Here is a 23,651-nt window from a genome sequence, read left to right on the forward strand (position 1 = left end):
AATGAATCAGGCATCACGGCGCGCAGCAGTTCCTCCATAACTGCCACATCCGTTCGAGCGCCATTGGTGGTCATGCATCGGGGCCGGGCCAGCATGAGGTTCGAGCGGTCGCAGCGGTAGATATGATAGCCGATGCGGCGGCCGACATAAACGACGCACAGGCGGCGGCCACAATGACCACAAGTGAGCATGCCTGCGAGGAAAGCCTTGCCACCGCGGCCGGACTTTATGCCGCCGGCCTTGCCGTAGGCGTTGGTCGCCAGGACCCTTTGGTTCCGCTCAAACTCATCCCAGCTGACATAGCTGTCATGATGCTCCCTGAGCATGATGCCCCAATCGTCGTACGACTTGCGATGCCCATAGCTCTTGCGCACTCGACCATCGACGATCTGGGTGCGCTTCTCGGTTTTGCCATAGGCGTAGGCACCGGCGTAGAACGGGTTCTTGAGCACGCTAATTACATTGCGATAACGGATCGGAACCCAATCAAAGGAGACCATCATCTTGCCGTCCGATGGGCGCGGGAAATGCATACCTTCGGCGGTCAGCGCGATGAGCACCTGGCGGGCGCTACCTATCTCGCGGAACCGCGCGAATATGTGCCTGATGGCCTCCTGAACTCGAATGTCGGGGTCAAAACTCAGACCGTAGTCGCGATGCCAGATGTAGCCGATCGGAACGCTGATGCGCAGTTCGCCGCGCTGAGCCTTTTGCCGTGCAGCTTCGTACATACGGGCACGGATTACAGAAAGCTCGAACTCGCTGATACTGCCCTTCATGCCGAGCAGCAGCCGGTCGTTCGGCTTGGCCGGATCGTAGACCCCATCGATGTCGATGACACGAGCATCGACCTGGCCGCAAAGCTCGAGAAGCCGGTGCCAGTCGGGTCCGTTGCGGGAAAGGCGAGAGGCCTCAAGGCACAATACGGCGCCGACGCGACCCGTGCACAGATCCTCCACCAGACGCTCAAAGCCGGGGCGATCCACTGCACCGCTCGCGCTGCGTCCAAGATCCTCATCGATCACCTCGACATCACGAAATCCCCAGCGGCGCGCAACATCGACGAGTTCATACTGGCGACGCTGACTCTCCAGGTTCCCGTTGACCTGCTGGGGCGTCGACTGCCTGACGTAAACAACTGCCTTGCGCCTCAGCAGGGCCATCGGAAGGAGATTACCGCCCGTCATTGGTCGTCTCCTCGTCCGAGACGCCTGCGGCCGCCATCAACAACTTGGCTAGGCTTGCCACCACGACGACGCGCTGGGCTCTCGTCAGACCGTCCAGGCTTCTGGTGTCGAGCGGCATGATCAACTGGCGCAGCGCCGGCAGCCGCGTTGGTGGGGGCAAGGTCTTCATCGTTTACCTCCTGAGCGTTCAAACCGCTCAGCAGGGCATTACGAAGGTCCGCGTCGATCAAGAGGCTATGGAGATCGGTCAACGCATCTACGGCAACCTGAGGGCTACCCAAGCTGAACGCATCGCACACCTCGCGATCCAACATCCAAGCCGGAACTACGATGACTTCGCCGGGGCTCACCACAATGTGGGCGACTCTGCCGTTCGCCCGTTCCTCGGTATACTCGCACCGAACCGTGCGCTCGAAATAGGGATGCCACCGATACCAGACGACAACGTCGTGCCCGACATGGGCAGAATGTCTGCGAGATGGTGATGGCGCGAAGTTATTGCTACGCGCCGATCATGCAGGTGACTTCCAAACCAGGCTGTCAAACGGCAAGCTCATCCAGACCCATGTCGAGCCGCTATTGGCAGCCATGCCGCTCGACCGCTGGACGCTCGGAATCGAAAGTTGGACCGCCGACGATAGCGATTTGCCCGGCCTGGATCATACCCGCCGCCAGCGCCTGCCGGTCGTGCCCGTGCAGACCGATGCCGATCACAGCCTACCAGGCTGGGGCGCACTCGGGCATCCGGACAAGGCCGGCCTGGGCTTTTACGTGACGGAAATTCAATTGCCCGCATCGTGGAGCAGTGGCGATGGCGCATGGCTCGATCTTGGGCAGGTGGTGGACACGTTCCGCCTGACGGTCAACGGATCGGCCGTGCCGCCGAGCAGCTATCAGGACACGTCCGGGATCGATGTCGGCCCCTTCCTGCGGGCGGGGGCGAACCGGATCGAAGTGCGCGTCGCAACGCCTCTGCGCAATGCCGTGGAAGCTACCACGAAGGAAGGCGCTAAGATGCTGAAGCAAGTAGGATTGATCGGCCCAGTGATCCTGCGCCCCTATCGCGACCTGCCGTTGAATTGAAGCGAACAAACTGGCTGATCGAACGCCATCAAGGAGATATCGGGTGACATTATCGAGGCGAAAACTCATCGGAGCCGGCCTGTCGGGCTTTGCCTTGACATGGATCGCGGCGACCGCATCTGCCGCGAAGACCAAGGGCAAAGCCGGGCATCGTCGCACCAGCTTCAGGCCGGGTGAAATTTGGACCGACACGTCGGGCAAGCCGATCCAGGCGCATGCCGGCGGCGTCATCCATGTTGACGGCATCTTCTACTGGTATGGCGAAAACAAGGAATTCACGACCGGCAAGGGCACTCCGGAAAGCTGGGGTATCCGTCTTTATCGCTCTATGGACCTGTATAATTGGGACGATGCGGGGCTCCTCATTCCGCCCGACACCTCAAGCACCAAAACAGCGCTTAGCCCCACCGTCTTCCCGGAACGACCGCACATCCTGCATAATCGCAAGACCGGCAAATTCGTGTGCTGGATAAAGGTGCGCGGTTTTGGTCCGGAACATCGGATTGTGCTGACGGCGGACAAGATCACCGGCCCTTACACCATGGTCAACAATCATCTCATGCCTGCAGGGATGCCGGCCGGCGATTTCGATCTGGTGGCCGATCCCGACACCGGTCGGGCCTATATGTATTTCGAACATGATCATAAGGAACTGGTCTGTATCGAACTGACCGATGACTGGTGCGGGGTGACCGACCGTCTGTCCCGTCAATTCCCCGCGTCGCCGCCCGACGTCAAGGAAGGGATCGCCTGCTTCCGACGGGGCGGCAAGCTGTACCTGACATCGTCGGCGATGACCGGCTATTTCCCCAATCCTTCCACCGTTGTCGTTGCGCCTGATTACCACGGTCCCTTTGAGGCCCTGGGCGACCTGCATCCGACTGACCGCAGCCGGACGTCCTTCAACTCGCAGATAAGCTGCATCTTCAAGCATCCGACGAAAAAGGATCTCTACATCGCCGTGGCGGACCGCTGGTTCCCGAACCTGAGCGAGCTTGGCGGGGAAGATTTCGACGACGGGACCATCTCAGAAAATCTGAGGTCGGCGATCCGAAAGGTCACGTCAAAACCACCATCGCCCCCCACTCCGGCAGAGGTGAAGGCTCTGCAGTTCTTCACGAAAAGCGGCGGTGCCGCCCTCTTTCACGTCAACACCTCCATCTCGCGCTATGTCTGGCTGCCGATCCGCTTCTCAGGCGATCGGCCAATAATCGAATGGCGGGATGATTGGCGGGTCAGCGAATTTGCATGATTGCGTGTCAGAGGTGCTGTCAGACAAAGACGAACTGCTCTCCACACGATGCACTTTGGATGGGGAGGGTAGGGGATCAGTTCATGAGAGACTGCCACTCAGCCAGGGCAGCTGAACGTCTTTCCTTATAGGTCTGTCGATCGACGATGTGGCGTTCCAGTGCGAAGTGGTTGTGGAGGCTGGACAATTGCGAACGAATGGCACCGCAGAAATGGCGGAAATCCGAGAGTTTCTGGCCAAATGCGAACGAATGGGATGGAATAGGTGGCGGAGCGGGAGGGATTCGAACCCTCGATACGCTTTTGACGTATACTCACTTTCCAGGCGAGCGCCTTCGACCACTCGGCCACCGCTCCGCATGCACTGGAAGGCGGCTCCCTATCGCGGCGCGCGGCGGGTGGCAAGGGGATGCCGCGACTTTCCTGCTTCAATTTCGCGGCGCTATGCTTACTGCCTGTCCGTTGCGTCCGATGGACCGTGACGGATAGGCAAATGTCCGGCGGCAACCTACATTCAGGAACAACAGCTACATTTGCGGCGATACCCTATCCAGATGCGGCATCTCTCCGGAACGGAAAGGCTGAACATGATTGTAGGCACGGTCAGGGAGATCAAGAATCACGAATATCGCGTCGGCCTGACGCCTGAGAGCGTGCATGAACTGGCGGCCCATGGCCATCGCGTGCTGGTGGAAAGCGGCGCAGGGGAGGGGATTGGCGCGCATGATGCGCTGTACGCCAGAGCCGGGGGCGAGATCGTCCCGAGCGCGCGCGACGTGTTCGACGCGGCCGAAATGATCGTGAAGGTGAAGGAGCCGCAGCCCGAGGAGCGCGCCATGCTGCGCCCGGGCCAGATCCTCTACACCTACCTTCATCTCGCGCCCGACCCGGATCAGACCCGTGACCTCATGGCGTCGGGCGCTGTCTGCATCGCCTATGAAACCGTCACCGACGCAAGCGGCGGCCTCCCGCTGCTGAAGCCCATGAGCCAGGTCGCCGGACGCATGTCGATTCAGGCGGGCGCGACGGCGCTGGAAAAGGCGAATGGGGGGCGGGGCGTGCTGCTCGGCGGCGTGCCCGGCGTCCTTCCGGCCAAGGTCTGCGTCATCGGCGGTGGCGTCGTCGGCTTCAATGCAGCGCAGATGGCGGCGGGCCTGGGTGCGGACGTCACCATCCTCGACCGCAGCCCCGAAGTGCTCGAACGGCTCGGCATCTATTTCGAGGCGCGGGCCAAGACCCGCTTTTCCAACCGCGCCAATCTGGCCGAATGCGTGGCAGAGGCGGACCTCGTCATCGGCGCCGTGCTCATCCCCGGAGCCGCCGCGCCCAAGCTGGTCAGCGCGGAAATGCTCAAGACCATGAAGAAAGGCTCCGTGCTGGTGGATGTCGCGATCGATCAGGGCGGCTGTTTCGAAACCAGCCATCCCACCACCCATGCCGATCCGACCTATATCGTCGATGGCATTGTGCATTATTGCGTCGCCAACATGCCCGGCGCGGTCGCGCGCACCAGCACATACGCGCTCAACAACGTCACCCTGCCGCACGCGCTGCGTATCGCCGATCTGGGGTGGAAGAAGGCTCTGCAATCCGACCCGCATCTTCTCGCGGGGCTCAACGTCTGGGACGGCAAAGTGACTTACCAAGCCGTCGCGCAGGCGCTGGACCTGCCCTTTACCCCGGCGGAGGAAGCGCTGGCCTGATGACCGCCCCCCTAATCCGCGTCCGGATTGCGGAAGTTCAACCGCCGGGTGACGGTGTAATCCACCACTCCCACCAGGAAATAGCTGATCCACTGCTTCACCAAAGTCAGCACCCCGCGCTGGGCCTTGTAGCGTTCCAGCGTGATCTGTCGGCTTTCCTCTGCGCGACGGCTGATGAACGCCCTCGCTTCGTCAGCCAACGCCTTGTCCTCGATCCGCAGCATGATCTCCAGATTCAGGAACAGGCTGCGCATGTCGAAATTGGCCGATCCGATGAAGACCGCGTCATCGATGACGATCAGCTTCATGTGCAGCTTGCACTTCTGATATTCCCATATCTCCACCCCGCGCCGCAGCAGCGGTCCGTACAGCAGCCGCGCCGCCGCCACCGTCGCGCCATTGTCCGACCGGGACGGCAGGATCAGCCGCGCGCCCTCCCGCCGCGCCGCGCGCGCAATGCGTTTCAGCATGCCGCGTCCGGGCGAAAAATAGGCGGCCACCATGTCCACCCGCCGCGCATGCTCCAGGTCATGCTTCACTACCTGTGCCCATGGGCTTAAGCGCCGGGTCGGCCCACCGATCAGCCATCGCATCGGATCATCGGGATCATGGTACAGCGACGGGTGCCAATGTCGCACCATCCGCCGCAATGTGCGGAAACTCTGCTTGCTGGTCGATACCCACCGCCACAGCTGCCCATACCAGTTGGTCATCGCCGCGACCTGCGGCCCGTCGATCAGAAGGCCAAGGTCCACCCAGGCATCCTCTTCGGGCAATCCGAAATAGGCATCCTCCACATTGAACCCGCCCAGCAGCAGCCGCCGATCGTCCGCGATGGTCATCTTCTGATGGTTGCGGATCAGATAGCGGGTAGACCGCCGCGCGCCGAATCGGCCAAACCGCCCCCCGGCCTTTATCAACGGGTCGAAGAAGGTAGCCGGCGTGTCGGCCGATCCGAACGCATCGATCATCAACGTCACGGCAACGCCGCGCCCTCTGGCCGCGATCAGTCGGTCCAGCACCATCCGCCCGCTCTCGTCGGCGGCGAAGATGTAATAATAGAGCTTCAGGCTGTCCTGCGCGCCATCGATCAGGCCGATCAGCCTCTCTCGCAGGGCGGGACCATGTTCGATCACGTCCAGCCGGTGCCCCCGGATGGACAGGCCGATCCCGGCCTCGTCGCTCTTCGCTGGGGACTGCCGGTTGGTCGCCATATCCCGTTCATGCGCCTAATTGCCGCTATGCGCCATGGCTTTATGGGCTTTTCATTGACTCCCCGCTCGCCCGCTGATAGGCGCTGCCCTCACGATTTCCATCATTTTGCCAGGAGCGCCCGTTTGGCCCGCGTTACCGTCGAAGATTGCGTCGACAAGGTTACCAACCGTTTTGACCTCGTCCTGCTTGCGGCGCAGCGCGCCCGTGAGATTTCCGGTGGCGCTGAACTGACGTTGGACCGCGACCGCGATAAAAACCCGGTCGTCGCCCTGCGCGAGATCGCTGAAGAAACCGTTTTCCCGGCCGAATTGCATGATTCGCTCGTTGGGTCGCTGCAAAAGGTGCAGATCGACGACGACGACACGCCGGACGAAATCGGTTCGATCGCCCAGTCGGCAGAGGCCCTGCGCCTCACCGCCGCCGCCCCGCCGCGCAACCAGAATGTCGGCGGCGACTACGACGGCTGATCCGTTTATCGGTTCGGAGAGGGAATGAGGCTCGGCCTGCGCAAGCAGGACCGGGCCTCGATCCGTTTTGGGGCTGTGGAGTAGCAAGCGGACCCGTTGCCTAAATTCGTCACCCCTAAATCCGTCACCCCAGCGCACGCTGGGGTCTCAGGCGATAACGCGCAACCCAGCCTCACGAGATCCCAGCTTCCGCTGGGATGACGGGAAGTGCGAAGGTTTGGGAAAAGCCCCATATTTCCCTCTCACCCCTCAATTCCCCAAACAAAAATCCCGCAAAGCCCGCGCATCATGCAGCGCATTATGCGGTATCCTGCTATTCGCCGCCGCACTGAATCCCGCCGCATTCACCAGCTGCAATTGCAACCCGTTCATATCCACCATCTGCCCCGGCCCCGTCACCAGCAGCGCGCAGAAATGGGCCAGATCCTCCGGCCAGTCGGCAACGATCACCGGCTCCGGATCGCCCGCCAGATAGTCGGCCAGATGATGCGCGGCCTCGACCCGGCCCAACTCCATGTCGATCCCCGGCGGCACATGGCGCAGATAGGGGATGACGTTGCGCTGTACCCAGCCATGCGGCTCCTCCGCCAGCGGCAGCGACACGTAAAATTCATCGTCGCCAAATTCCGGCACCAGCGCGACGCTGATCAGCGCGCCTGCAAATCCGTTGAATTCGGTGTCGAGGAAATAGCGCATGAAAAAAGGACTGCCTGCTGGAAAGGGAGAAGTGACTGCCCGCGAGATAGGGGCAGGGCGCCTCCTGCGCCAGCCTTTGATGATTTGCCTCGGCTCAAGCAAGCTGCCATGCGGGGCCATCGACACAAGGACCTGCCAGTGACCCCTCGCATACTCATCGACACCGCCGCCGTGCCGGGCGGACAGGAATTGAAGCTCTATAGCCGGGGCGGCGATCACATGATCGTTCTCGATCGCAACGAGCTGATGAGCAGCCGCATGAGTGGTTCGGAAAAGGCGCTAGCCGTCATGTCGCTTGAGCGCCTGAAGGGACGAAAGGCGCCGCATCTCCTGATCGGCGGTTACGGCATGGGCTTCACCCTGCGCGCGGCGCTGGCGGGCATGGGGCAGGACGGTCGCGCCACGGTCGTCGAACTGGTGCCCAAGATCATCGAATGGGCGCGCGGGCCGATGGTGGAACTGGCCGCAGGCTGCCTCGACGACCCGCGCGTCACCCTGATCGAAGGCGACGTCGCTGCAGAGATCGCCGCCAGCCAGCAACGCTATGACGCCATCCTCCTCGATGTGGACAACGGCCCCGACGGTCTCACCGCGCCTGCCAACGACCGCCTCTATTCCTCCGCTGGCCTCTCCACCGCCAAGACCGCGCTGAAGCCCGGCGGCATCCTCGCCATCTGGTCCGCTGCCCCCGACGCCGTCTTCACCCGCCGCCTCCGCGACGCAGGCTTTCTGGTCGATGAGGTAGCGGTCAAAGCCCGCGACAACGGCAAAGGCCCCCGCCACGTCATCTGGTTCGCCCAGAAGCGATAGAGCCTACTCCTTCTCCCGCTCGCGGGAGAAGGATACGCAGCCTTGCCAGCTAGCTGGCTAGGCGAAGTTGGATGAGGGTGGGAACGCAACCCCTCACCACCGCTTGCGCGGCGGGTCCCTCCCTCTTCCGCGAACGGGAGAGGGCGCGACAACCCCTTCCTAAAAATTCCGTCATCCCCGCGAAGCTGGGATCTCAGGCCACCAGACCGAACGCTACCTCCCGAGATGCCAGCCTCCGCTGGCATGACGCCAAGCAGTGACCATCACCCCCTAAACCCCACATTCCGGCAAAGCCCAATCAATCCCCCCACGCCCCCTCGCTTCCAAAAAGGCATTAGCCTGAGAGAAATGTCGGCACCCCAAAAACCCATTATGCGCAGACAGCGGCGAAGGATGCGCCGCCTTCAAAACCAAATGCCGCGTCTGATCCACAAACGCCGCCTTCCGCTGCGCGTAGGCGCCCCACAGCAGGAACACGACCGGCTCCTCCTGTCGGTTCACCAGCTGAATGATCGCATCGGTAAACTCTTCCCAGCCGCGCTTCTGGTGCGAAGCGGCGCGCCCCATCTCTACGGACAACACGCTGTTCAGCAGCAGCACGCCCTGCCGCGCCCAATGCTCCAGAAACCCATGACGCGGCGCGTCGATGCCCAGATCGCTTTTCAGCTCCTTGTAGATATTCTTGAGCGACGGCGGCGTCCGTACCCCCGGTTGCACGCTGAAGCATAGCCCATGTGCCTGACCCTCGCCATGATAGGGGTCCTGCCCCAATATCACCGCCTTCACATTACCCAGCGGCGTCAGGTCCAGTGCCCGGAAATATTCGCTCCCTTTGGGGAATATGCGTTTTCCCTGCCGCTTCTCCTCTTCCAGAAATGCTTTGAGCGCCTGCATATAGGGGCGGTCGAATTCCTCGCGCAGCGGCGCGCGCCAGCTTTCGTCGAGCTTGATCGTTGCGGTCATGCTCGCCTGATGACCTGCCCGGCAACGGCCTGTCAACCGCACGGCAGCCTTGCTCCCCGCCTGAAAATGAGGGAAAGGAAAATCATGCCGCGCCTTTCCTTCACGACCGCCCTTGTGGCGGGCCTCGGCCTGTTTCTCGCGCCGCTGCCCACGGCGGACGCCTTCGGTCCCCAGCCCAATGCGGTGCATCAAAGCGCGCAATCGCGTTTGCTTGGTGAGTTCGCCCGTTTCGCCGCGCTCAGCGACGGCACCGTCGGCATAGCGGTGCGCGACCTGCGCAATGGCGAGACGCTGGAGCTGAATGGCGACACGCTTTTCCCCATGGCCAGCACTTACAAGGTCGCGGTGGCGGGCAAGATATTGTCGCTCGCCGACGCGGGCACGCTGCGTTTCGATGAAAAGCTCCCGCGCCTCGGCACGCCGATGCCGGTCACGACCTTGCTCGACCTGATGCTCACCCGCAGCGACAATGAAGCGACCGACGCGCTCGTCGCGCGCGCTGGCGGGCCGCAGGCGGTCAATGGCTGGCTTCAGTCGCTCGGCATTCGCGGCCAGCGGGTGGACAGCAACACCGCCCAACTGCTCGCCCGCGCGAAGGTGGGAGCGAGCGGGGCAGGGGACGAGGTCGAAAGCGCCCCGTCAGCAAGATCGCGCGACGCGATGGACATGCCCAACCTCGCCTTCGCCGCCGATCCACGCGACACCTCCACGCCCCGCGCGATGAACGACCTTCTTGCCATCATCCAGCATGGCAAGGCGTTGAAGAAGGGCAGCACGGCCATGCTGATGGGCATCATGGCGCGGTGCAAGACGGGCAAGGCGCGCCTCGTCGCCATGCTCCCGCCCGGCACGCCGATCGCGCACAAGACGGGCACGCTCAACGGTTTGGGCAATGACACGGGCATCATCACCCTGCCGGACGGCCGCCCGATCGCCATATCCGTTTTCGTCATGAAGGACCATCGCGGCCACGCCGCCCGTGACCGCATCATGGCCGAAGTGGCGCGAGCGGCCTACGACTATTTCCTTTTCGCCCCTGAATCACACACGGCCTGACGCATCGCCCTTAACATGGATTGAACTTGGCTATAGCCCGGTCGTCCGCAGCGGGAGGATGGCATGCGCGATGTCGCGGCGTTCAGCGATTTCTGGCCCTATTATCTTCAGGAACATGCACGCCCCGCGACAAGGGCGATGCACTATGCCGGAACCAGCGCCGTTGTGCTGCTGCTTGCCGCCATGCCCCTGACCGGCCGCTGGTGGCTGCTTCCGGCCCTGCCTGTCGCCGGTTACGGCTTTGCCTGGGCCGCCCACGCCCTGATCGAACGCAACCAGCCCGCCACTCTCCGCCATCCCCTCTGGTCCCTGCGCGCCGATTTCCGCATGTGGTTCCGCTTCCTCACCGGACGCATGCGCCGCGATCTCGCCCGCGCAGGCGTCCGCCCCGACGGATCGGTCGACCCCGCCAAGCGCCTCAACCTCTAGACATCCCTTCACGCCGGTGACTTGACCGCCCCCGCCGCTCTGCCACAAGAGGCGGCGATGGCCCTCACCGCCCACTTCTCCCCCTTGCCCGATCTCGCCACGCTGGCCCCACGCTGGCAGGCGCTTGAGGCAGCATCAGACGCCGCCTTCTTCCTCGGCTGGACCTGGACCAGCAGCTGGCTCGAAAGCTACGCCGTCCGCCCCGACCTGATCTGCGTTACCGATGAAGAGGGCAGGGACGTCGCCCTCGCACTCACGGGCCACGCGATGCAGCCACGCCTGCTCGGCCGCTGCGCCACCCTCTCGCTCAACCAGTCGGGCGATCCAGCCGCCGACCGCCCCTATGTCGAATATAACGGCCTGCTCGCCGGGCGCGGCAGCGAAGCAGACGCCGCCAAAGCTTTCCACGCCGCCCTCCAGCACCGCACCGACTGGCGCGCCCTTCGCCTCAGCGGCATTACGCCCGGCTCCCCATTGCTTGCGATGCCAGCCCACCGCGCCACCCGCCTCGACCGCTCGCCCGTCTATCAAGCCGATCTCGAAGCCGTCCGCGCCGCCAATGGCGACTATCTCTCCCTGCTAAGCGCCAACACCCGCAGCCAGATTCGCCGCGCCATCAAGGACCACAACGGCCTCCCCACAGTCACCGCCGCCACCACCGCAGAGGAAACCGCCACATGGCTCGAAGAAATGCGCGCCCTCAACGAAGGCCGCCACGAAGACAACGCTTGGGAAGCCCCAGCCTTCCGCCGCTTCCTCCTCACCCTCGCTGGCAAAGGCATCCCCAGTGGCGAAGTCGAACTCCTCCGCTTCACCGATGAAGGCGGCCCGGTCGGCCTGCTGGTCAATTTCATCCACAGGGGCGAGGCGCTGAACTATCAGTCCGCCTTCGCCGCCCCGCGCACGGCCAAGGACAAGCCGGGCCTCCTCTGTCACACCGCTGCCGTCGCCTATTATGCAGAGCGGGGCCTAACCCTCTACTCCCTCCTCGCAGGGAAGGACCGCTACAAGCAAAGCCTCGCCACCCGCGAAGAGGCGCTCGAATGGTGGATATTGGAACGCTTCTCGCCCCGCCTGGAGGCTGAAGCGCTGCTCCGCCGGTTGCTTAAACGCCCAGCTTCCGCATGATCCGATAGGCCAGCCGCCGCGCGCCCTGCCGCTCCGGCGCAGCGCCGATCCGCCCCACCGGCAATCCCCGCCGCCGCAGCAGCGCGTTCAGCCCATGCAGCTCGCTTTCCGCGACACTACGCTCCGACCGCCATGTCACCGACAGGCTGATCGACACGCCCGCGCCATTCTCCACGAAATGCGGCGCCTTGACCGGCACATGGATCGCGTCGCCGGGCAGTAGCTTCACCGCCGTCCCGCGCCCGCGAAAATCATCCCGCCAATTCAGATTGCGATGCCCGCCCGCATGAAAAGCCTCGCTCTGAACCGCGGGAACCAGTTCCTGATCACCAGCCGGAAAGACGGTCATGACCTTCTCGCCCATAATCTGGAGCAGGATATTATGCTCCGGGTCCATGTGAAACGGCGTCACGCTGCCCGGCGATGACAGGAAGATAAACGCCTCCCGGTTCAGCATCGGCCCCGTCCGCGCGTCCACCATCGGCTCCAATTCCGCCAACGCCGCGTCCAGCAGCGCCCCATAGGCCGCATCCCGCTCGACATTCTTCAGCACCGCCCAACTGCCATTGCTCTCGATCGTCCGGATCGTCTCGCCCAATGTCAGCCCGTTGGCAGGCGTATCTTCCGGCCGCACACCCAACGGCAGCTTGCCCAGATTATATTCGACCGACGCGGCAGGCATCCGCTCCGCAAGTCCCGCCAGCGCATCGATCGCCAGCAGAGGATGCCCAACAAGCCCATGATGCAACTTCACCGACGCATCCGGATAGGCGCCCGCGAATATCTCCCGCGCGTCCTCATCGAAAACCTGCGCGCTGATCGGCAAGTGAGCAGTCATCCCTGTCCCTTCATATGGCTGGCGATCGCCTCGACGCCATTGGCCAGCGCGAAAGCCGCCGTCCGCCCGATCCGGTCCATGCCCCGGCCATGCAGCGCCACGCGATATTGCACGATCGTCCGCCGCTCGGCCCACAGGCTGTCGATCATCGGATGATCAGGCGCGGCACAACTGTCCATCCATCCGATCGCCGGATCACCCTGCACCGCATGCAGGTTCGCCAGCTCGATCAGTACGCCGGGCGAAAAACGCCCCATCTCCTCGTCAAAGGCGATCTTGAAGGAAAAGGCGCCCTCGCCATGGCGGAAATTCGCCAGCATCGCGATCGGTCGCCCATCCAGGTCAATGCGCAGGAAATGCAGCAGCCCCGCATCGAAAGCCGCCGCGCAAGCCGCCCGGAAAAAGGCCGCGTCCTGCGGAGAACAGCCAAGCGCCGACCCTTCGCGCCCCTTCCACCCCGAAGCCTCCAGCGCCAGAAAATCGGCGCACCAATGCGGCAGCTCCGCCCGGTCCAGCAGCAGGCGCTGGCTCACCGTGCCAAGGTCCGCCAACCGTTTTTGCAGCCGCCTGATCTCCTTGCGCTTCTTCGCCCGCACATGCGTTTCCCAATAGGCATCGGCATCCAGATCGGATCGCAGCATCGCGCGATCATAACGATGCACCTCGCGCCGCCCCCGCCGCTGCTCGACGCACAGGGCCTCGAGCGCAGCCGCATTGGCGCCCGCCGCATCCAGTCCCCGCAGGTACAAAAATCCCGGCGCCCAATGCGCGTCATCCAACTGCGCCAGCAATCCCCGCCACGCCGCCACCTCATCACCCCGCCGGATCAACGGCGCGCCAAAGAAGCAATGCTCATGCATCCAGTTGGTGACGCAGGAAATCGGCAGGCGACCGTGCCGAGCCGCCACCGTCACCGGCAACAGCCCGATCAACTTCCCTCCCGCATGCGCCTCGATCATCCGCACCCCCGGCGTACCCGCCAGATGGTCCAGCGCCGCGCACAACATGTCCGGCGCGTAAAAGGCGTTGGCCTCCGCCGCCTCCGCCGCCAAAGCGGTCCAGCGGGCGCGCTGCGCGGGGCCATAGGCACGGGTGCCATTGGGCAGGGGATGCGATGCCATGTCCATGGGAAAGCGCATAAACTTCAATGATTAGGGAAAGACTAAACTGCCTCATTTGGGTCAGCCGACCGCCTCTTTGGGGGAAAGCCCTTTACATCGTGCGCCGGATTGTCTGTTAACGATGAAGCTAACCCGCGACGGCTGAAAGAGATTCCCATGGCGACCCACCCGATCCTGTCACATAGCTTGGTGGCCGCATGACCATTCTCGTCACTGGCGCTGCCGGCTTCATCGGCATGGCCGTCGCCGACCAGCTGCTCGCCGCCGGGCGGGCGGTGATCGGCATCGACAATATGAACGACTATTATCAGGTCTCGTTGAAACGTGACCGGATCGCCACGCTGCAACAGCGGCATGGAAAGCTGTTCACCTTCGCCGAACTGGATTTCGCCGACATGGACGCGCTCCACGCCGCGCTTGCGGGGCAGACGGTGGAGGCGATCGTGCATCTGGGCGCGCAGGCGGGCGTGCGTTATTCGCTCATCAATCCGCATGCCTATGTCCGCTCCAACCTTGCCGGACATGTCAACATGCTCGAACTGGCGCGCGAACGGCGGGTGCGGCATCTGGTCTATGCATCCTCCTCCTCGGTCTATGGCGGCAATGACAGCCTGCCTTTCCGCGTGGAGGACCGCGCCGACCATCCCGTCTCGCTCTACGCCGCGACCAAGCGCGCCGATGAATTGATGAGCGAGACTTACGCCCATCTCTTCCGCATTCCGATGACGGGCCTGCGCTTCTTCACCGTTTATGGCCCCTGGGGTCGTCCGGACATGGCGATGTGGATTTTCACCAGGAAGATCCTGGCGGGGGAGCCGATCCCGGTGTTCAACCATGGCCGGATGCAGCGCGACTTCACCTATATTGACGACATCGTAAATGGGGTGATCGGCTGCCTCGATCACGCGCCTGCGGATGATGGATCGCTAAAGGCGGGCGGCAGCCGCTCGCCGCACCGGCTTTACAATATCGGCAACAATCGGCCGGAAGAGCTGATGCATCTCATATCGGTGCTGGAACAGGCGATCGGGCGCAAGGCGGAGATTGATTTTCAGCCCATGCAGCCGGGCGACGTGCCCGCCACCTTCGCGGACATCAGCGCGATTGCCCAGGATATCGGCTTCGCGCCGACCACCGGCATAGAGGTCGGCGTGCCGCGCTTCGTGTCCTGGTATCGCGATTATCACGCAGGATAACCGGCAAAACCACGGCACTACGCACGCTTCGGTGGAAAGTTCCGGCCCTCAACATATAAGCAATAATTTGCGGGATATGTGGCAATAAAGGCGCGCAAATCTTCGCTCATGTTGGCAAATTAAATTGCCATTCTGCCGTTAACGGTTCTATTCCCTTCACCGGGACGGCTTCGAGCCGAAATGGGTCGCTTATAACGAGGTTTAGGGCGGAGCGCCGGAATGGCGGCCGCCGCCATGGCGCATCGATCAGGAAAACCTGCCGTGCGTCGTGGAAAAAAGGGCGAACTTGTGTCGACACTATCGAAAATTGTGCCTTTTGGTTCCGGCAGCCGGATCGTGGAAACCGCTTGTAGAACCCTGTCCGTCGCTTCCCAGGGCTTGAACGCATTGGAGGCCAAATTCTCCGATCGTGATTTCGCCGCGATATTCCTGCGCGTCGCTGGCATGATCATGAGCGTGCGCGGGCGCCTGATCGTCACCGGCATGGGGAAAAGCGGCATCGTCGCACGCAAGATGACGGCGACCCTGACCTCGACCGGCACCCCCGCGCTCTTCATGCATCCGGCCGATGCGGGTCATGGCGACCTTGGCATGGTGACGCCTGACGACATCGTGTTGATGCTGTCCCATTCGGGCGAATCCAACGAACTTGGCCCCATCATCCAATATTGCAAGCGGTTCGGCATTCCGCTGCTCGGCCTCACGGCGCGCGCGGACAGCACCGTCGCCAGCGCTTCCGACGTCTGCGTGCTTTTGCCCGCCGTCCGCGAAGCCTGCCCCAACGAACTGGCGCCCACCACCTCCACCACGGTCCAGATGGCCTTTGGCGATGCGCTCGCCATCGCGCTCATGGAAATGCGCGGCTTCTCGGCCGATGACTTCCACAAATTCCATCCCAATGGCCGTCTCGGCGCGCAGTTGCTGAAGGTTCGCGATCTGATGGCCGCCGGTGACAATGTCCCCCGCGTGGCCGAAGATGCGTCGTTGCTCGACGCCACCATCGAAATGACACGTGCCCGCCTTGGCGGCACGGCGGTCGTCAACAGCGCTGGCGAACTGATCGGCGCCTTCACCGATGGCGACTTGCGGCGAACCCTCACCGATACGCGGCAACTGACCGAAACCGTCGGCCAGTTCATGACCGTGCCTCCGCTGTCCGTGGGGCCTGATGATCTGGCGTCCGAAGCGCTGCGCCTGATGCACATGCATAACATCACGCTGCTCTTCGTCTGCGAAGGCGGGCGGCTGGCGGGTGCCGTCCATATGCACGACCTGCTGCACGCCGGGGTCGCCTGAACAGCATCATCGTCATTCCGGCGCGGGCGGGCTCGTCCCGGTTGCCGCGCAAGCCCTTGCGCCTGATCGCCGGGCGGACGCTGCTGCACCGGACCATCGCCATGGCGCGCGCCGCCATCTCCGGCATCGCCGATGCGGAATTGGTGGTGGCAACCGACGACCGCGAAATCGCCGATCACGCCAACGCTGCTGACTGCGCCGCCGCCATGACGGACAGCGCCATCGCGACCGGTTCCGGCCGCGCGCTCGCCGCCGCGCTCCAGCGCCCGGAACCCCCGCGCTTCGTCGTCAACCTGCAAGGCGACTCGCCCTTCCAGCCGCAAGGCGCCCTGCGCGCCGTCATCGCCGCGCTGCACGCAGGCGCTGAGGTCGCGACCCCCGTCATCGCCCTCGACTGGCAGACTCTCGACGCCCTGCGCGACCATAAGCTCCGCTCACCCTTCAGCGGCACCACCTGCGCCCGCGCGCCCGATGGCCGCGCGCTCTGGTTCTCCAAGACCATCATCCCCGCCATCCGAGACGAACAGGCCCTGCGCGCCACCCAGCCGCTCTCGCCCGTCTGGCGCCATGTCGGCCTCTACGGCTACACGCTCGAAGCCTTGACCCGTTTCGAGCAAACACCCCCGACCACGCTCGAAAAGCTGGAGGGTCTGGAACAGCTCCGCCTCCTCGAACTCGGCATCCCGGTCACCACCGTCGCCGTCGACCCGCCCATCTTCGACAGTTCCGGCATAGACACAGAGGCCGACATCCACCGCGTAGAGGCCCTCATCGCCACCCATGGCGACCCCACGCCCGCCTGACCCATGCGCCGCATCTTCATCATCCGCCACGGCAACACGTTCGAAAGCAGCGCTACCGCCTGCCGCATCGGCGCGGGCACGGACCTCCCCCTCGTAGAAAGCGGTCGCGCCCAGGCCGACCGCCTCGGCCAATGGTTCGCCGCGCAAGGCCTGAACCCCAACCACATCCACAGCGGCCCGCTCAGCCGCGCCAGAGAAACCGCAAGCCGCATCGCCGCCGCGCTCAACCAGCCCGTCACCGGCACGCTCCCGTGGCTAGATGAAATCGACCACGGCCCCGACGAAGGCCTCCCCGAAGCGCAAGTCCTCGCCCGCATTGGCCAGCAGGCGCTCACCCAATGGGACGCACAAGCCACCCCGCCCCCCGGCTGGACCGTCAACGCGCCCTCCCGCATCGCCGCCTGGCAGCATTATTTCGCGAAAAGCGGGGAGGGGACGGATCTGCTCGTCACCAGCAACGGCGCCGCCCGCTTTGCCTTGCTAGCGCTCGGCCTCTCCTCCGCCTCGCTCAAACTGCGCACCGGAGCCTATGGTGAGTTGACCGTCGCGCTGGACGGCGCCGTTACCCTCTGCAACTGGGACCAACGGCCCTAAACCTCGCCATAACCCAAAAAGCCTCTCCCCTTCAGGTTCAAACGAGGCACGTGACCCGTTTGAAGGGTTGGGGTGGGGGCTCTCCCCTGCTCCTGTCAAACCACGCCGTTCACCCCACGGGCGTTGAGATGGCCGTCACAGGTTGCAGCACGGCAGGCTTCGCCTCGGGCGCTGCAACAGATTTGTCCGCCACCGCTTCCGGAGCCGCAGCCTGCGCCTTCAGGCTCGCCGCCGCATTTTGCAAAGCGACGGCCGCCGCTTCGAGCGCTGCCGCCGCGGAACCTGACTGTTCAGCCGGTTCCCCAGTCTTCGCGACAGTCACTCCCGCAGCCGTGATCGCCTCATGCGGCGCATCGACCTGCGCTGCTCTTCCCGTCCCAGCCTCGGGAGCCGCTACCGAAGCCGACGCTACCTGAGCCGTCCCCGCAGCCGGAGCCGCGGCCGTCACCACCGGCTGCGCCTCACACACCGCATCAATCCCCAGCGCGCTTTCAGAAAAGCTCGTCGCCAGCTGCGGCAATTCCCGATCCTGCGCCTCGGTCGCCAGAGTCAGCAGCGTGTCCGTCATCGGGCAATAGCTTCCGGCCTGCGCCAGTCCGGAATGGCTGTTGCCCAGCTTTGTGTTGAACTGCTCATAGGCCCGCTGCCCATCAGCAATGCCGTTCACCCGCATGAAGCGCGTCTTCAGCACATTATTATAACTGCTCAGCAGCCCGATCTTCTTATCGACAAAGGCAGAATATTTCGCCTCAATCTCCTTGTTCACCCCCTTGCACCGCAGAGCGCCCAGCATCAGCATCACATGCAGATCCCGGACTTTAGCCGCTTCAATCTCATAGGGTTGCCAGCACGGGCCGGGGGTGGAGGCGGCTATTTGGCCAGCAGAAAGCGCAACGAAACTACAGGCGGCAACCGCCGCCATCTGCAACCGTGACATGATGGACCTCGCAGAATCGAAAGAAGCGACCCGCTGATCCCGATAATAGCATTTTGCCCCAAAAATGCCATGTTTATTAATGGACATAGGCCAGCCTAAGTGCCCGAAAAAGCACCCCGCCACGCCCGCATTCAGCGCTGCTAAAAGGGTCAGTTCTTCCGCTGCGGCACGGTGAAGGTGCCCGAAACCCGGCCCCCCGATCCGCCCGAAACCCCCGGCACGCCGCCGCCGGAAGATCGCCCGTCCACAGTCGATCGCCCGCTGGTAAGATCAATCACCAACCGCCCGCCCGTCAGCCGGTTGCTCCCCTGCGTCAACGTCACATTGCCCAGCATCGTGATCAGGCGGCTGTTAAGGTCATAGATCGCGACATTGCCGCGCGCCGTCTCGGTGCCCTTCGTCACGACGACACTGCCCGAAGCGTCGATCCGGTCGACCTCCACGCCGTTCCCGCCCGTACCATTGCGGTAAGCGACGGTCATCCGCGCAGCGTTCAGCGTCATGCCCGCCTGCGTCACCTGCACATTGCCGGAAACGACGACGCGGTCGGCGCGGTCCTGCACCTCGATCCGGTCGGCGGTGAAATTAACCGGCGCGTTGCTGTCATGATTCTTCAGCACCTGCGCCCCGGCGCCAGCAAAGACCATCGCCGCGCCCATGGCGCCAGCGCTCGACAGCAGGATCAGCGATCTTTTCATCACTTTTGCCCTTTGATGCCATTTTGTTCGATGCGCAAGCTCGCCCTGCCATTGAGCGTAACCGTCCGCGCATTCAGGTCGGCGTCCAGATGGTCGCCGCTGAACGTGCCGATGGGTATCCGGCCATCGACGCGCCCCGCGCTGCGCATGCGTCGGCTCTTGAGGTCGATGCCCACGTCCCGCGTCGTCAGCCTGTATCCGCCCGCCGCCTCGAACTGCACCGGCCCGTCCACCGCGACGCGCTCCTTGTCCATGTCATAGCGTCCCTTGCGCGCATTCAGCACGGCCGGCCCTTCGCTCAGCAATATCCGCGCCGACATGTCGTTCAGGTCCACTATCGGCTCGCGGGAGCTTTTCTGCACCGCGCTGCCCGCCCGCAGGGAAAAGGGCTGCCCCTTGCTGTCCTCGCCGCGATACAGCGCCTCGCTCACCCGCATCCGCTCCTTCGCCACCTCGACCTTGTTCTTGTCGAGCACGAAGCTCACCTTGTCCCCGCCTGTAAAGGGCGCCATCACCAGCAACGCCGCCAGCACGCCAACCAGCACCGGCAACCAGTTTTTCAGCCGCGCGACCAGCCTGTCATGGCTGCCACCCGGCCGCGCCCAATGGCGCCTGACATGACGTTGCTGATCGGCCTGTATGGACATGGGAAAGCGCTTCTAAGCCCCTTACATATGCGCGAAGATGTCGATCTCCGGCCATCCCGCCAGGTCCAGCTCGGCCCGGTGAGGAAGGAAATCGAAACAGGCCTGCGCCAGTTCCATCCGTCCTTCGCGGATCAACCGCTTGTCGAGTTCCGCCTTCAGTGCATGCAGATACCGCACGTCCGACGCCGCATAATCCTTCTGCGCGTCCGACAGGGTGGGGGATCCCCAGTCGCTCGACTGTTGCTGCTTGCTGATTTCCTGCCCCAGCAATTCGCGCACCAGTTCCTTCAACCCATGGCGGTCGGTATAGGTGCGGATCAGGCGCGAAGCGATTTTCGTGCAATAGACGGGCGCCGCCACCACGCCCAGATAATGTTTGATCGCCGCGATGTCGAAACGCCCGAAATGATACAGCTTCAACCGTGCCGGATCGGCCAGCACCGCGCGCAGGTTCGGCGCGGCATAATCGCTGCCGGGCATGAATCGCACCAGATGCTCGTCGCCCTTGCCATCGCTGATCTGCACGACGCACAGGCGATCGCGCGGGGTGATGAGGCCCATGGTTTCGGTATCGACGGCGACGGGGCCGGGGGCAAGGACGTCTGCGGGCAGGTCTGCTTCGTGGAAATATACTGTCATCCGACCCCTCTATGGCGAAAGCGGCGGCAACTCAATCGACGCTTTTTCGGCGCTGCCAAAATGCCCCGCACTGGTTCATTCGGGCAAATGTGGCGGCAATCGGGCTAAAATCATTCGCGCATGGCTGAAAAGTTGATATAGTGATTCTCAAACCCGCATACGTGCGGTGGATTCTGCATGTCATTTCGCCCGGCATGTTTGTCCGATTTAGTCGGGGGCGAAGCGAAAGTGACCAACAGGGCATGAGTTTTGATAGAGGTCGCCGCGGCGGGCGCGGCAAGGACAAGCGCGACGGTTTTGGCGACGACAATTTTTACGGCGGCGGTAACGATCGTGGCGGTTTCGGCGGTGGTTTCGGAGATCGTGGTGGTTTCGGCGGTGGTGATCGCGGCGGCTTCGGCGGCGGCGGTGATCGCTTCGGCGGCGGCGGTGGCTTCCGCAGCGGCGGTGGCGGCGGCTTCGGCGGCGGCGGTGGTGGCGGCTTCGGCGGCGGCCGTGGCGGCGGCGGCGGCATGCCTGCCCAAGTCGTTGGCGAAGGCACCGGCGTTGTAAAGTTCTTCAACGGACAAAAGGGCTTCGGTTTCATCGTCCGTGACGACGGCGCGGAAGACGTGTTCGTCCACATCAGCGCCGTTGAGCAGGCGGGCCTCACCGGCCTCGCCGAAGGTCAGCAGCTCGGCTTCACCCTGGTGGACCGTGGCGGCAAGATTTCGGCGACCGACCTCAAGATCGAGGGCGAGCCCCTTCCGGTCGTCGATCGTCCGCGTGAACCCCGCGAACCCCGCGCGGGCGGCTTCGGTGGTGACCGTGGCGGCTTCGGCGGCGGCGATCGTGGTGGCCCGCAGCGTCAGCTGACCGGCGAACGCGCCAGCGGCACGGTGAAGTTCTTCAACGCCATGAAGGGCTTCGGCTTCATCCAGCGCGACGACGGCCAGCCCGACGCATTCGTGCACATCAGCGCAGTCGAACGCGCAGGCATGTCCGCCCTCAACGAAGGCGACCGCCTGGACTTCGAACTCGAAGTAGACCGCCGCGGCAAGCACGCAGCCGTCAACCTTCAGTCGAAGGCCGACTGACACATAACTCTGCCCGCATAAGCGGAGAGGATAGAAGGGGTCGCCTGCCCGGCGGCCCCTTTTTTGTTGTGGGCGCTGGTTATGGTTGGTTAGCGGCAATTGCAGACATTTGGGACGTGGGTAATAATTCGCCAAACGTCGGATAGGGATCAGATGAACGACGACGCAGGGGCAGCATACGATGCCGTCGAACTAAAGCGCATCATCATATCAGGTATGGAAGGTGAAATTCCGCTCAATGCCGGTAGGGCGCTTTTTATTCTTGGCCGAAACGGCACGGGTAAGTCTGCCCTCGTTCAAACTCTCAATACACAGTTGAGGCCTAACATCATCTACCTACCGGGTTCCCGGCCATCGTTCTTCGAGAACGAAGGTTTGACCATGTCAAACGCCAGCCGTCGTCAATGGGATCAGAACAGCCCTGGATGGGATAGCAACCCTGAAATCAGATACCGTCCAATTTCTGGGAGCACGCGAAATGAGAAGGCAGTCTTCGACCTGCACGCGCGGGAAACACAATACGCCCACGATGCTGCCTCGGACATCAAAGAGCATGGCCGCGATTCGAAACTCATCGAGAAATTGCAGCTACGAGTCTCGCCACTGGATCGGGCGAATCAGCTTCTTGAGCAGGGTAATCTTCCCACTAAACTGAAAATCAAAGATGGCGAGCTAGTTGCCTATCGGACGGCAGATGAGACCTACAGCATAGTCAAAATGTCGGACGGAGAGCGCTCGGCACTCATTCTCGTGTCAGAGGTTATCGCAGCTTCTGCTGGTTCGGTGTTCCTTATCGACGAGCCTGAACTGCATCTACATAGGTCAATTGTGGTGCCATTGCTCCTGTCCTTGATTGCTGAACGGCAGGATTGCGGGTTCATCATCAGTACCCATGAGTTGTCTTTACCGAGCGAAGTTGAAGACGCACAGGCTTTGCTCGTCCGGGGTTGTCGCTGGGATGGCACCGTTGTTGCAAGCTGGGACGTCAATCTATTGCCATCGATTGATGAAATTCCAGAGGACTTGCGTGTGGATGTTCTCGGGTCGCGGCAAAAAATTCTTTTTGTTGAGGGCCTGAAAGGCAGCTTGGATCAACCGCTATACGCCATCCTTTTTCCGCACGTGTCGGTTCGGCCGAGAGCGAATTGCCGTGAGGTGCAAAAGGCTGTGAAGGCGCTGAGAGCAATCCGATCTTTGCATCATATCGACGCCTACGGTCTAGTGGACAATGACAGCCAGACGTCAGAACAGATCGCCAAATTGGCGGAACTGAACATTTATGCTTTGGACGTCTATTCCGTAGAAAGCCTGTATTATTCGGAAGCCGTTTTGGAGGCTGTCGCTGCGCGGCAGGCTGAAGAAAGTAGCCAGCAGCCTGAAGCGATACTGACAGCTGCTGTAGCTAGCGCGCTTAGCTCTATCGATCAAACGGAAATACAAAAGCTTGCTAGCATAGTGTGCGTTCAGAAAATGCGGCAAGAGATTATGTCGAAGGCTCCGACTCCGCAAGATCTCGTCGCGAATGGTGAAATGGATTTCAGTTTCGCGATCCCTTCTACTTATCCGACAGAAGAAAGCCGTTTGGTCGGCCATATCAAGGCGGGCGAACTCGATGCCATCATAAGGCGCTATCCAGTGAAGCGGAGCAAGATACTTAAAAGGGTTGCGACCGGGCTCGGCTTCAAGAATGTCAGCGAGTATGAAAAAGTCGCTCTTACCCAGATTGCGGCAGTGAAAGAGCTGGCTGACACCCTCCGAGCGCAGCTCGGTGATCTTGCAAACGTGCTAGCATGAAGCGAGGGTGGCTGCCTTCACATC

General features: G+C 62.7%; 24 protein-coding genes, 1 tRNA gene and 2 pseudogenes. 15 read left to right on the plus strand and 12 right to left on the minus strand.

What is annotated here, in order from left to right:
- Positions 1–314 precede the first annotated feature (314 nt).
- Positions 315–1,187: pseudogene (locus AC6JBC_RS03470) on the minus strand (recombinase family protein); the annotation flags it as partial.
- A gap of 116 nt (positions 1,188–1,303) precedes the next feature.
- Here AC6JBC_RS03470 and AC6JBC_RS03475 point away from each other — a divergent pair.
- Genes AC6JBC_RS03475 through AC6JBC_RS03485 form a run of 3 tightly spaced genes read left to right on the plus strand, consistent with a single transcriptional unit; the run spans position 1,304 to position 3,522 of the window.
- Positions 1,304–1,672, plus strand: a complete 369-nt coding sequence (locus tag AC6JBC_RS03475) for a hypothetical protein (RefSeq protein ID WP_498025407.1) — start codon at positions 1,304–1,306, stop codon at positions 1,670–1,672.
- A 13-nt stretch (positions 1,673–1,685) separates the two neighbouring features.
- Positions 1,686–2,270 carry a hypothetical protein gene (locus AC6JBC_RS03480; protein WP_498025408.1) on the plus strand — a complete coding sequence of 195 codons (585 nt, stop codon included), beginning with the start codon at positions 1,686–1,688 and terminating at the stop codon, positions 2,268–2,270.
- Positions 2,271–2,313: 43 nt separating this feature from the next.
- Complete coding sequence (locus tag AC6JBC_RS03485) at positions 2,314–3,522, plus strand: family 43 glycosylhydrolase (protein ID WP_498025410.1); 1,209 nt, start codon at positions 2,314–2,316, stop codon at positions 3,520–3,522.
- 76 nt (positions 3,523–3,598) lie between these two features.
- Here AC6JBC_RS03485 and AC6JBC_RS03490 read toward each other — a convergent pair.
- Together AC6JBC_RS03490 and AC6JBC_RS03495 are read right to left on the minus strand one after the other, a co-directional pair.
- Positions 3,599–3,703, minus strand: a pseudogene (locus tag AC6JBC_RS03490) (IS6 family transposase); the annotation flags it as partial.
- An 84-nt stretch (positions 3,704–3,787) separates the two neighbouring features.
- A tRNA-Ser gene (locus AC6JBC_RS03495) sits at positions 3,788–3,878 on the minus strand.
- A gap of 230 nt (positions 3,879–4,108) precedes the next feature.
- On the opposite strand from AC6JBC_RS03495, the gene ald reads away from it, so the two are divergent.
- On the plus strand, positions 4,109–5,224 hold the full coding sequence (gene ald / locus AC6JBC_RS03500) for an alanine dehydrogenase (RefSeq protein WP_498025412.1): 1,116 nt from the start codon (positions 4,109–4,111) through the stop codon (positions 5,222–5,224).
- An 11-nt stretch (positions 5,225–5,235) separates the two neighbouring features.
- Here ald and AC6JBC_RS03505 read toward each other — a convergent pair whose 3' ends face one another.
- Positions 5,236–6,438 (minus strand): phospholipase D-like domain-containing protein, encoded by a 1,203-nt coding sequence (locus tag AC6JBC_RS03505; RefSeq protein ID WP_498025414.1) that lies wholly within the window; start codon positions 6,436–6,438, stop codon positions 5,236–5,238.
- Between the two features lie 123 nt (positions 6,439–6,561).
- Here AC6JBC_RS03505 and rpoZ point away from each other — a divergent pair, with 123 nt between their 5' ends.
- On the plus strand, positions 6,562–6,906 hold the full coding sequence (gene rpoZ, locus AC6JBC_RS03510) for a DNA-directed RNA polymerase subunit omega (RefSeq protein ID WP_449474068.1): 345 nt from the start codon (positions 6,562–6,564) through the stop codon (positions 6,904–6,906).
- Between the two features lie 249 nt (positions 6,907–7,155).
- On the opposite strand, the gene AC6JBC_RS03515 is transcribed toward rpoZ, so the two are convergent.
- Positions 7,156–7,602, minus strand: a complete 447-nt coding sequence (locus tag AC6JBC_RS03515) for a hypothetical protein (RefSeq protein WP_449474674.1) — start codon at positions 7,600–7,602, stop codon at positions 7,156–7,158.
- 138 nt (positions 7,603–7,740) lie between these two features.
- Between AC6JBC_RS03515 and AC6JBC_RS03520 the strand changes: the two genes are divergently transcribed.
- Complete coding sequence (locus AC6JBC_RS03520) at positions 7,741–8,412, plus strand: spermidine synthase (protein WP_498025415.1); 672 nt, start codon at positions 7,741–7,743, stop codon at positions 8,410–8,412.
- Between the two features lie 270 nt (positions 8,413–8,682).
- Here AC6JBC_RS03520 and ung read toward each other — a convergent pair whose 3' ends face one another.
- On the minus strand, positions 8,683–9,375 hold the full coding sequence (gene ung, locus AC6JBC_RS03525) for a uracil-DNA glycosylase (RefSeq protein ID WP_498025417.1): 693 nt from the start codon (positions 9,373–9,375) through the stop codon (positions 8,683–8,685).
- 84 nt (positions 9,376–9,459) lie between these two features.
- Between ung and AC6JBC_RS03530 the strand changes: the two genes are divergently transcribed.
- The 3 genes from AC6JBC_RS03530 to AC6JBC_RS03540 all read left to right on the plus strand — a co-directional run bounded on the left by AC6JBC_RS03530 (position 9,460) and on the right by AC6JBC_RS03540 (position 11,988).
- Positions 9,460–10,431: a serine hydrolase gene (locus AC6JBC_RS03530; RefSeq protein ID WP_498025418.1), complete on the plus strand. Its 972-nt coding sequence runs from the start codon at positions 9,460–9,462 to the stop codon at positions 10,429–10,431.
- A 63-nt stretch (positions 10,432–10,494) separates the two neighbouring features.
- Positions 10,495–10,860, plus strand: coding sequence for an Mpo1-like protein (locus AC6JBC_RS03535; RefSeq protein ID WP_498025419.1), 366 nt, complete (start codon positions 10,495–10,497; stop codon positions 10,858–10,860).
- A gap of 57 nt (positions 10,861–10,917) precedes the next feature.
- A complete protein-coding gene (locus AC6JBC_RS03540; RefSeq protein ID WP_498025420.1) occupies positions 10,918–11,988 on the plus strand; it encodes a GNAT family N-acetyltransferase in 1,071 nt (356 codons plus the stop codon).
- Here the strand turns inward: AC6JBC_RS03540 and AC6JBC_RS03545 are convergent.
- Together AC6JBC_RS03545 and AC6JBC_RS03550 are read right to left on the minus strand one after the other, a co-directional pair.
- Positions 11,966–12,826, minus strand: coding sequence for a cupin-like domain-containing protein (locus AC6JBC_RS03545; protein WP_498025421.1), 861 nt, complete (start codon positions 12,824–12,826; stop codon positions 11,966–11,968). The genes AC6JBC_RS03540 and AC6JBC_RS03545 overlap by 23 nt on opposite strands.
- Positions 12,823–13,953 carry a GNAT family N-acetyltransferase gene (locus tag AC6JBC_RS03550; protein ID WP_498025422.1) on the minus strand — a complete coding sequence of 377 codons (1,131 nt, stop codon included), beginning with the start codon at positions 13,951–13,953 and terminating at the stop codon, positions 12,823–12,825. The genes AC6JBC_RS03545 and AC6JBC_RS03550 overlap by 4 nt, the downstream gene beginning before the upstream one ends.
- Positions 13,954–14,144: 191 nt before the next feature.
- Here AC6JBC_RS03550 and AC6JBC_RS03555 point away from each other — a divergent pair, with 191 nt between their 5' ends.
- The 4 genes from AC6JBC_RS03555 to AC6JBC_RS03570 all read left to right on the plus strand — a co-directional run bounded on the left by AC6JBC_RS03555 (position 14,145) and on the right by AC6JBC_RS03570 (position 17,836).
- Positions 14,145–15,143, plus strand: coding sequence for an NAD-dependent epimerase/dehydratase family protein (locus tag AC6JBC_RS03555; protein WP_464787366.1), 999 nt, complete (start codon positions 14,145–14,147; stop codon positions 15,141–15,143).
- Between the two features lie 288 nt (positions 15,144–15,431).
- Positions 15,432–16,439 carry a KpsF/GutQ family sugar-phosphate isomerase gene (locus tag AC6JBC_RS03560; RefSeq protein ID WP_464789188.1) on the plus strand — a complete coding sequence of 336 codons (1,008 nt, stop codon included), beginning with the start codon at positions 15,432–15,434 and terminating at the stop codon, positions 16,437–16,439.
- 56 nt (positions 16,440–16,495) lie between these two features.
- Positions 16,496–17,242, plus strand: coding sequence for a cytidylyltransferase domain-containing protein (locus tag AC6JBC_RS03565; protein WP_498025424.1), 747 nt, complete (start codon positions 16,496–16,498; stop codon positions 17,240–17,242).
- Between the two features lie 3 nt (positions 17,243–17,245).
- Complete coding sequence (locus AC6JBC_RS03570; RefSeq protein WP_498025425.1) at positions 17,246–17,836, plus strand: histidine phosphatase family protein; 591 nt, start codon at positions 17,246–17,248, stop codon at positions 17,834–17,836.
- A gap of 109 nt (positions 17,837–17,945) precedes the next feature.
- Here AC6JBC_RS03570 and AC6JBC_RS03575 read toward each other — a convergent pair whose 3' ends face one another.
- From AC6JBC_RS03575 to AC6JBC_RS03590, 4 genes are all read right to left on the minus strand, one after another.
- Positions 17,946–18,773, minus strand: coding sequence for a hypothetical protein (locus tag AC6JBC_RS03575; protein ID WP_498025426.1), 828 nt, complete (start codon positions 18,771–18,773; stop codon positions 17,946–17,948).
- 149 nt (positions 18,774–18,922) lie between these two features.
- Positions 18,923–19,471 (minus strand): LptA/OstA family protein, encoded by a 549-nt coding sequence (locus tag AC6JBC_RS03580; protein ID WP_498025427.1) that lies wholly within the window; start codon positions 19,469–19,471, stop codon positions 18,923–18,925.
- Entirely contained in the window at positions 19,471–20,118 is a 648-nt protein-coding gene (locus AC6JBC_RS03585) for an LPS export ABC transporter periplasmic protein LptC (RefSeq protein WP_464787363.1), read from the minus strand. Before AC6JBC_RS03585 ends, AC6JBC_RS03580 begins: the two co-directional genes overlap by 1 nt.
- Before the next feature lie 21 nt (positions 20,119–20,139).
- Complete coding sequence (locus AC6JBC_RS03590; protein WP_464787362.1) at positions 20,140–20,757, minus strand: ribonuclease D; 618 nt, start codon at positions 20,755–20,757, stop codon at positions 20,140–20,142.
- A gap of 242 nt (positions 20,758–20,999) precedes the next feature.
- Here AC6JBC_RS03590 and AC6JBC_RS03595 point away from each other — a divergent pair, with 242 nt between their 5' ends.
- Both AC6JBC_RS03595 and AC6JBC_RS03600 read left to right on the plus strand, forming a co-directional pair.
- Positions 21,000–21,833, plus strand: coding sequence for a cold-shock protein (locus AC6JBC_RS03595; RefSeq protein WP_498025429.1), 834 nt, complete (start codon positions 21,000–21,002; stop codon positions 21,831–21,833).
- A gap of 153 nt (positions 21,834–21,986) precedes the next feature.
- Positions 21,987–23,627, plus strand: coding sequence for a DUF4435 domain-containing protein (locus tag AC6JBC_RS03600; protein ID WP_498025430.1), 1,641 nt, complete (start codon positions 21,987–21,989; stop codon positions 23,625–23,627).
- Positions 23,628–23,651: the final 24 nt, after the last annotated feature.

The organism is Sphingobium sp. RC1, assembly GCF_059738765.1.

Bases quoted from the DNA above. Each gene is read 5' to 3' on its own strand.
- AC6JBC_RS03475 (WP_498025407.1), top strand. From the start codon at position 1,304: ATGATCAACTGGCGCAGCGCCGGCAGCCGCGTTGGTGGGGGCAAGGTC.
- ald (WP_498025412.1), top strand. From the start codon at position 4,109: ATGATTGTAGGCACGGTCAGGGAGATCAAGAATCACGAATATCGCGTC.
- AC6JBC_RS03505 (WP_498025414.1), bottom strand. From the start codon at position 6,438: ATGGCGACCAACCGGCAGTCCCCAGCGAAGAGCGACGAGGCCGGGATC.
- AC6JBC_RS03515 (WP_449474674.1), bottom strand. From the start codon at position 7,602: ATGCGCTATTTCCTCGACACCGAATTCAACGGATTTGCAGGCGCGCTG.
- ung (WP_498025417.1), bottom strand. From the start codon at position 9,375: ATGACCGCAACGATCAAGCTCGACGAAAGCTGGCGCGCGCCGCTGCGC.
- AC6JBC_RS03530 (WP_498025418.1), top strand. From the start codon at position 9,460: ATGCCGCGCCTTTCCTTCACGACCGCCCTTGTGGCGGGCCTCGGCCTG.
- AC6JBC_RS03535 (WP_498025419.1), top strand. From the start codon at position 10,495: ATGCGCGATGTCGCGGCGTTCAGCGATTTCTGGCCCTATTATCTTCAG.
- AC6JBC_RS03540 (WP_498025420.1), top strand. From the start codon at position 10,918: ATGGCCCTCACCGCCCACTTCTCCCCCTTGCCCGATCTCGCCACGCTG.
- AC6JBC_RS03545 (WP_498025421.1), bottom strand. From the start codon at position 12,826: ATGACTGCTCACTTGCCGATCAGCGCGCAGGTTTTCGATGAGGACGCG.
- AC6JBC_RS03550 (WP_498025422.1), bottom strand. From the start codon at position 13,953: ATGGACATGGCATCGCATCCCCTGCCCAATGGCACCCGTGCCTATGGC.
- AC6JBC_RS03555 (WP_464787366.1), top strand. From the start codon at position 14,145: ATGACCATTCTCGTCACTGGCGCTGCCGGCTTCATCGGCATGGCCGTC.
- AC6JBC_RS03570 (WP_498025425.1), top strand. From the start codon at position 17,246: ATGCGCCGCATCTTCATCATCCGCCACGGCAACACGTTCGAAAGCAGC.
- AC6JBC_RS03575 (WP_498025426.1), bottom strand. From the start codon at position 18,773: ATGTCACGGTTGCAGATGGCGGCGGTTGCCGCCTGTAGTTTCGTTGCG.
- AC6JBC_RS03580 (WP_498025427.1), bottom strand. From the start codon at position 19,471: ATGAAAAGATCGCTGATCCTGCTGTCGAGCGCTGGCGCCATGGGCGCG.
- AC6JBC_RS03585 (WP_464787363.1), bottom strand. From the start codon at position 20,118: ATGTCCATACAGGCCGATCAGCAACGTCATGTCAGGCGCCATTGGGCG.
- AC6JBC_RS03590 (WP_464787362.1), bottom strand. From the start codon at position 20,757: ATGACAGTATATTTCCACGAAGCAGACCTGCCCGCAGACGTCCTTGCC.
- AC6JBC_RS03595 (WP_498025429.1), top strand. From the start codon at position 21,000: ATGAGTTTTGATAGAGGTCGCCGCGGCGGGCGCGGCAAGGACAAGCGC.
- AC6JBC_RS03600 (WP_498025430.1), top strand. From the start codon at position 21,987: ATGAACGACGACGCAGGGGCAGCATACGATGCCGTCGAACTAAAGCGC.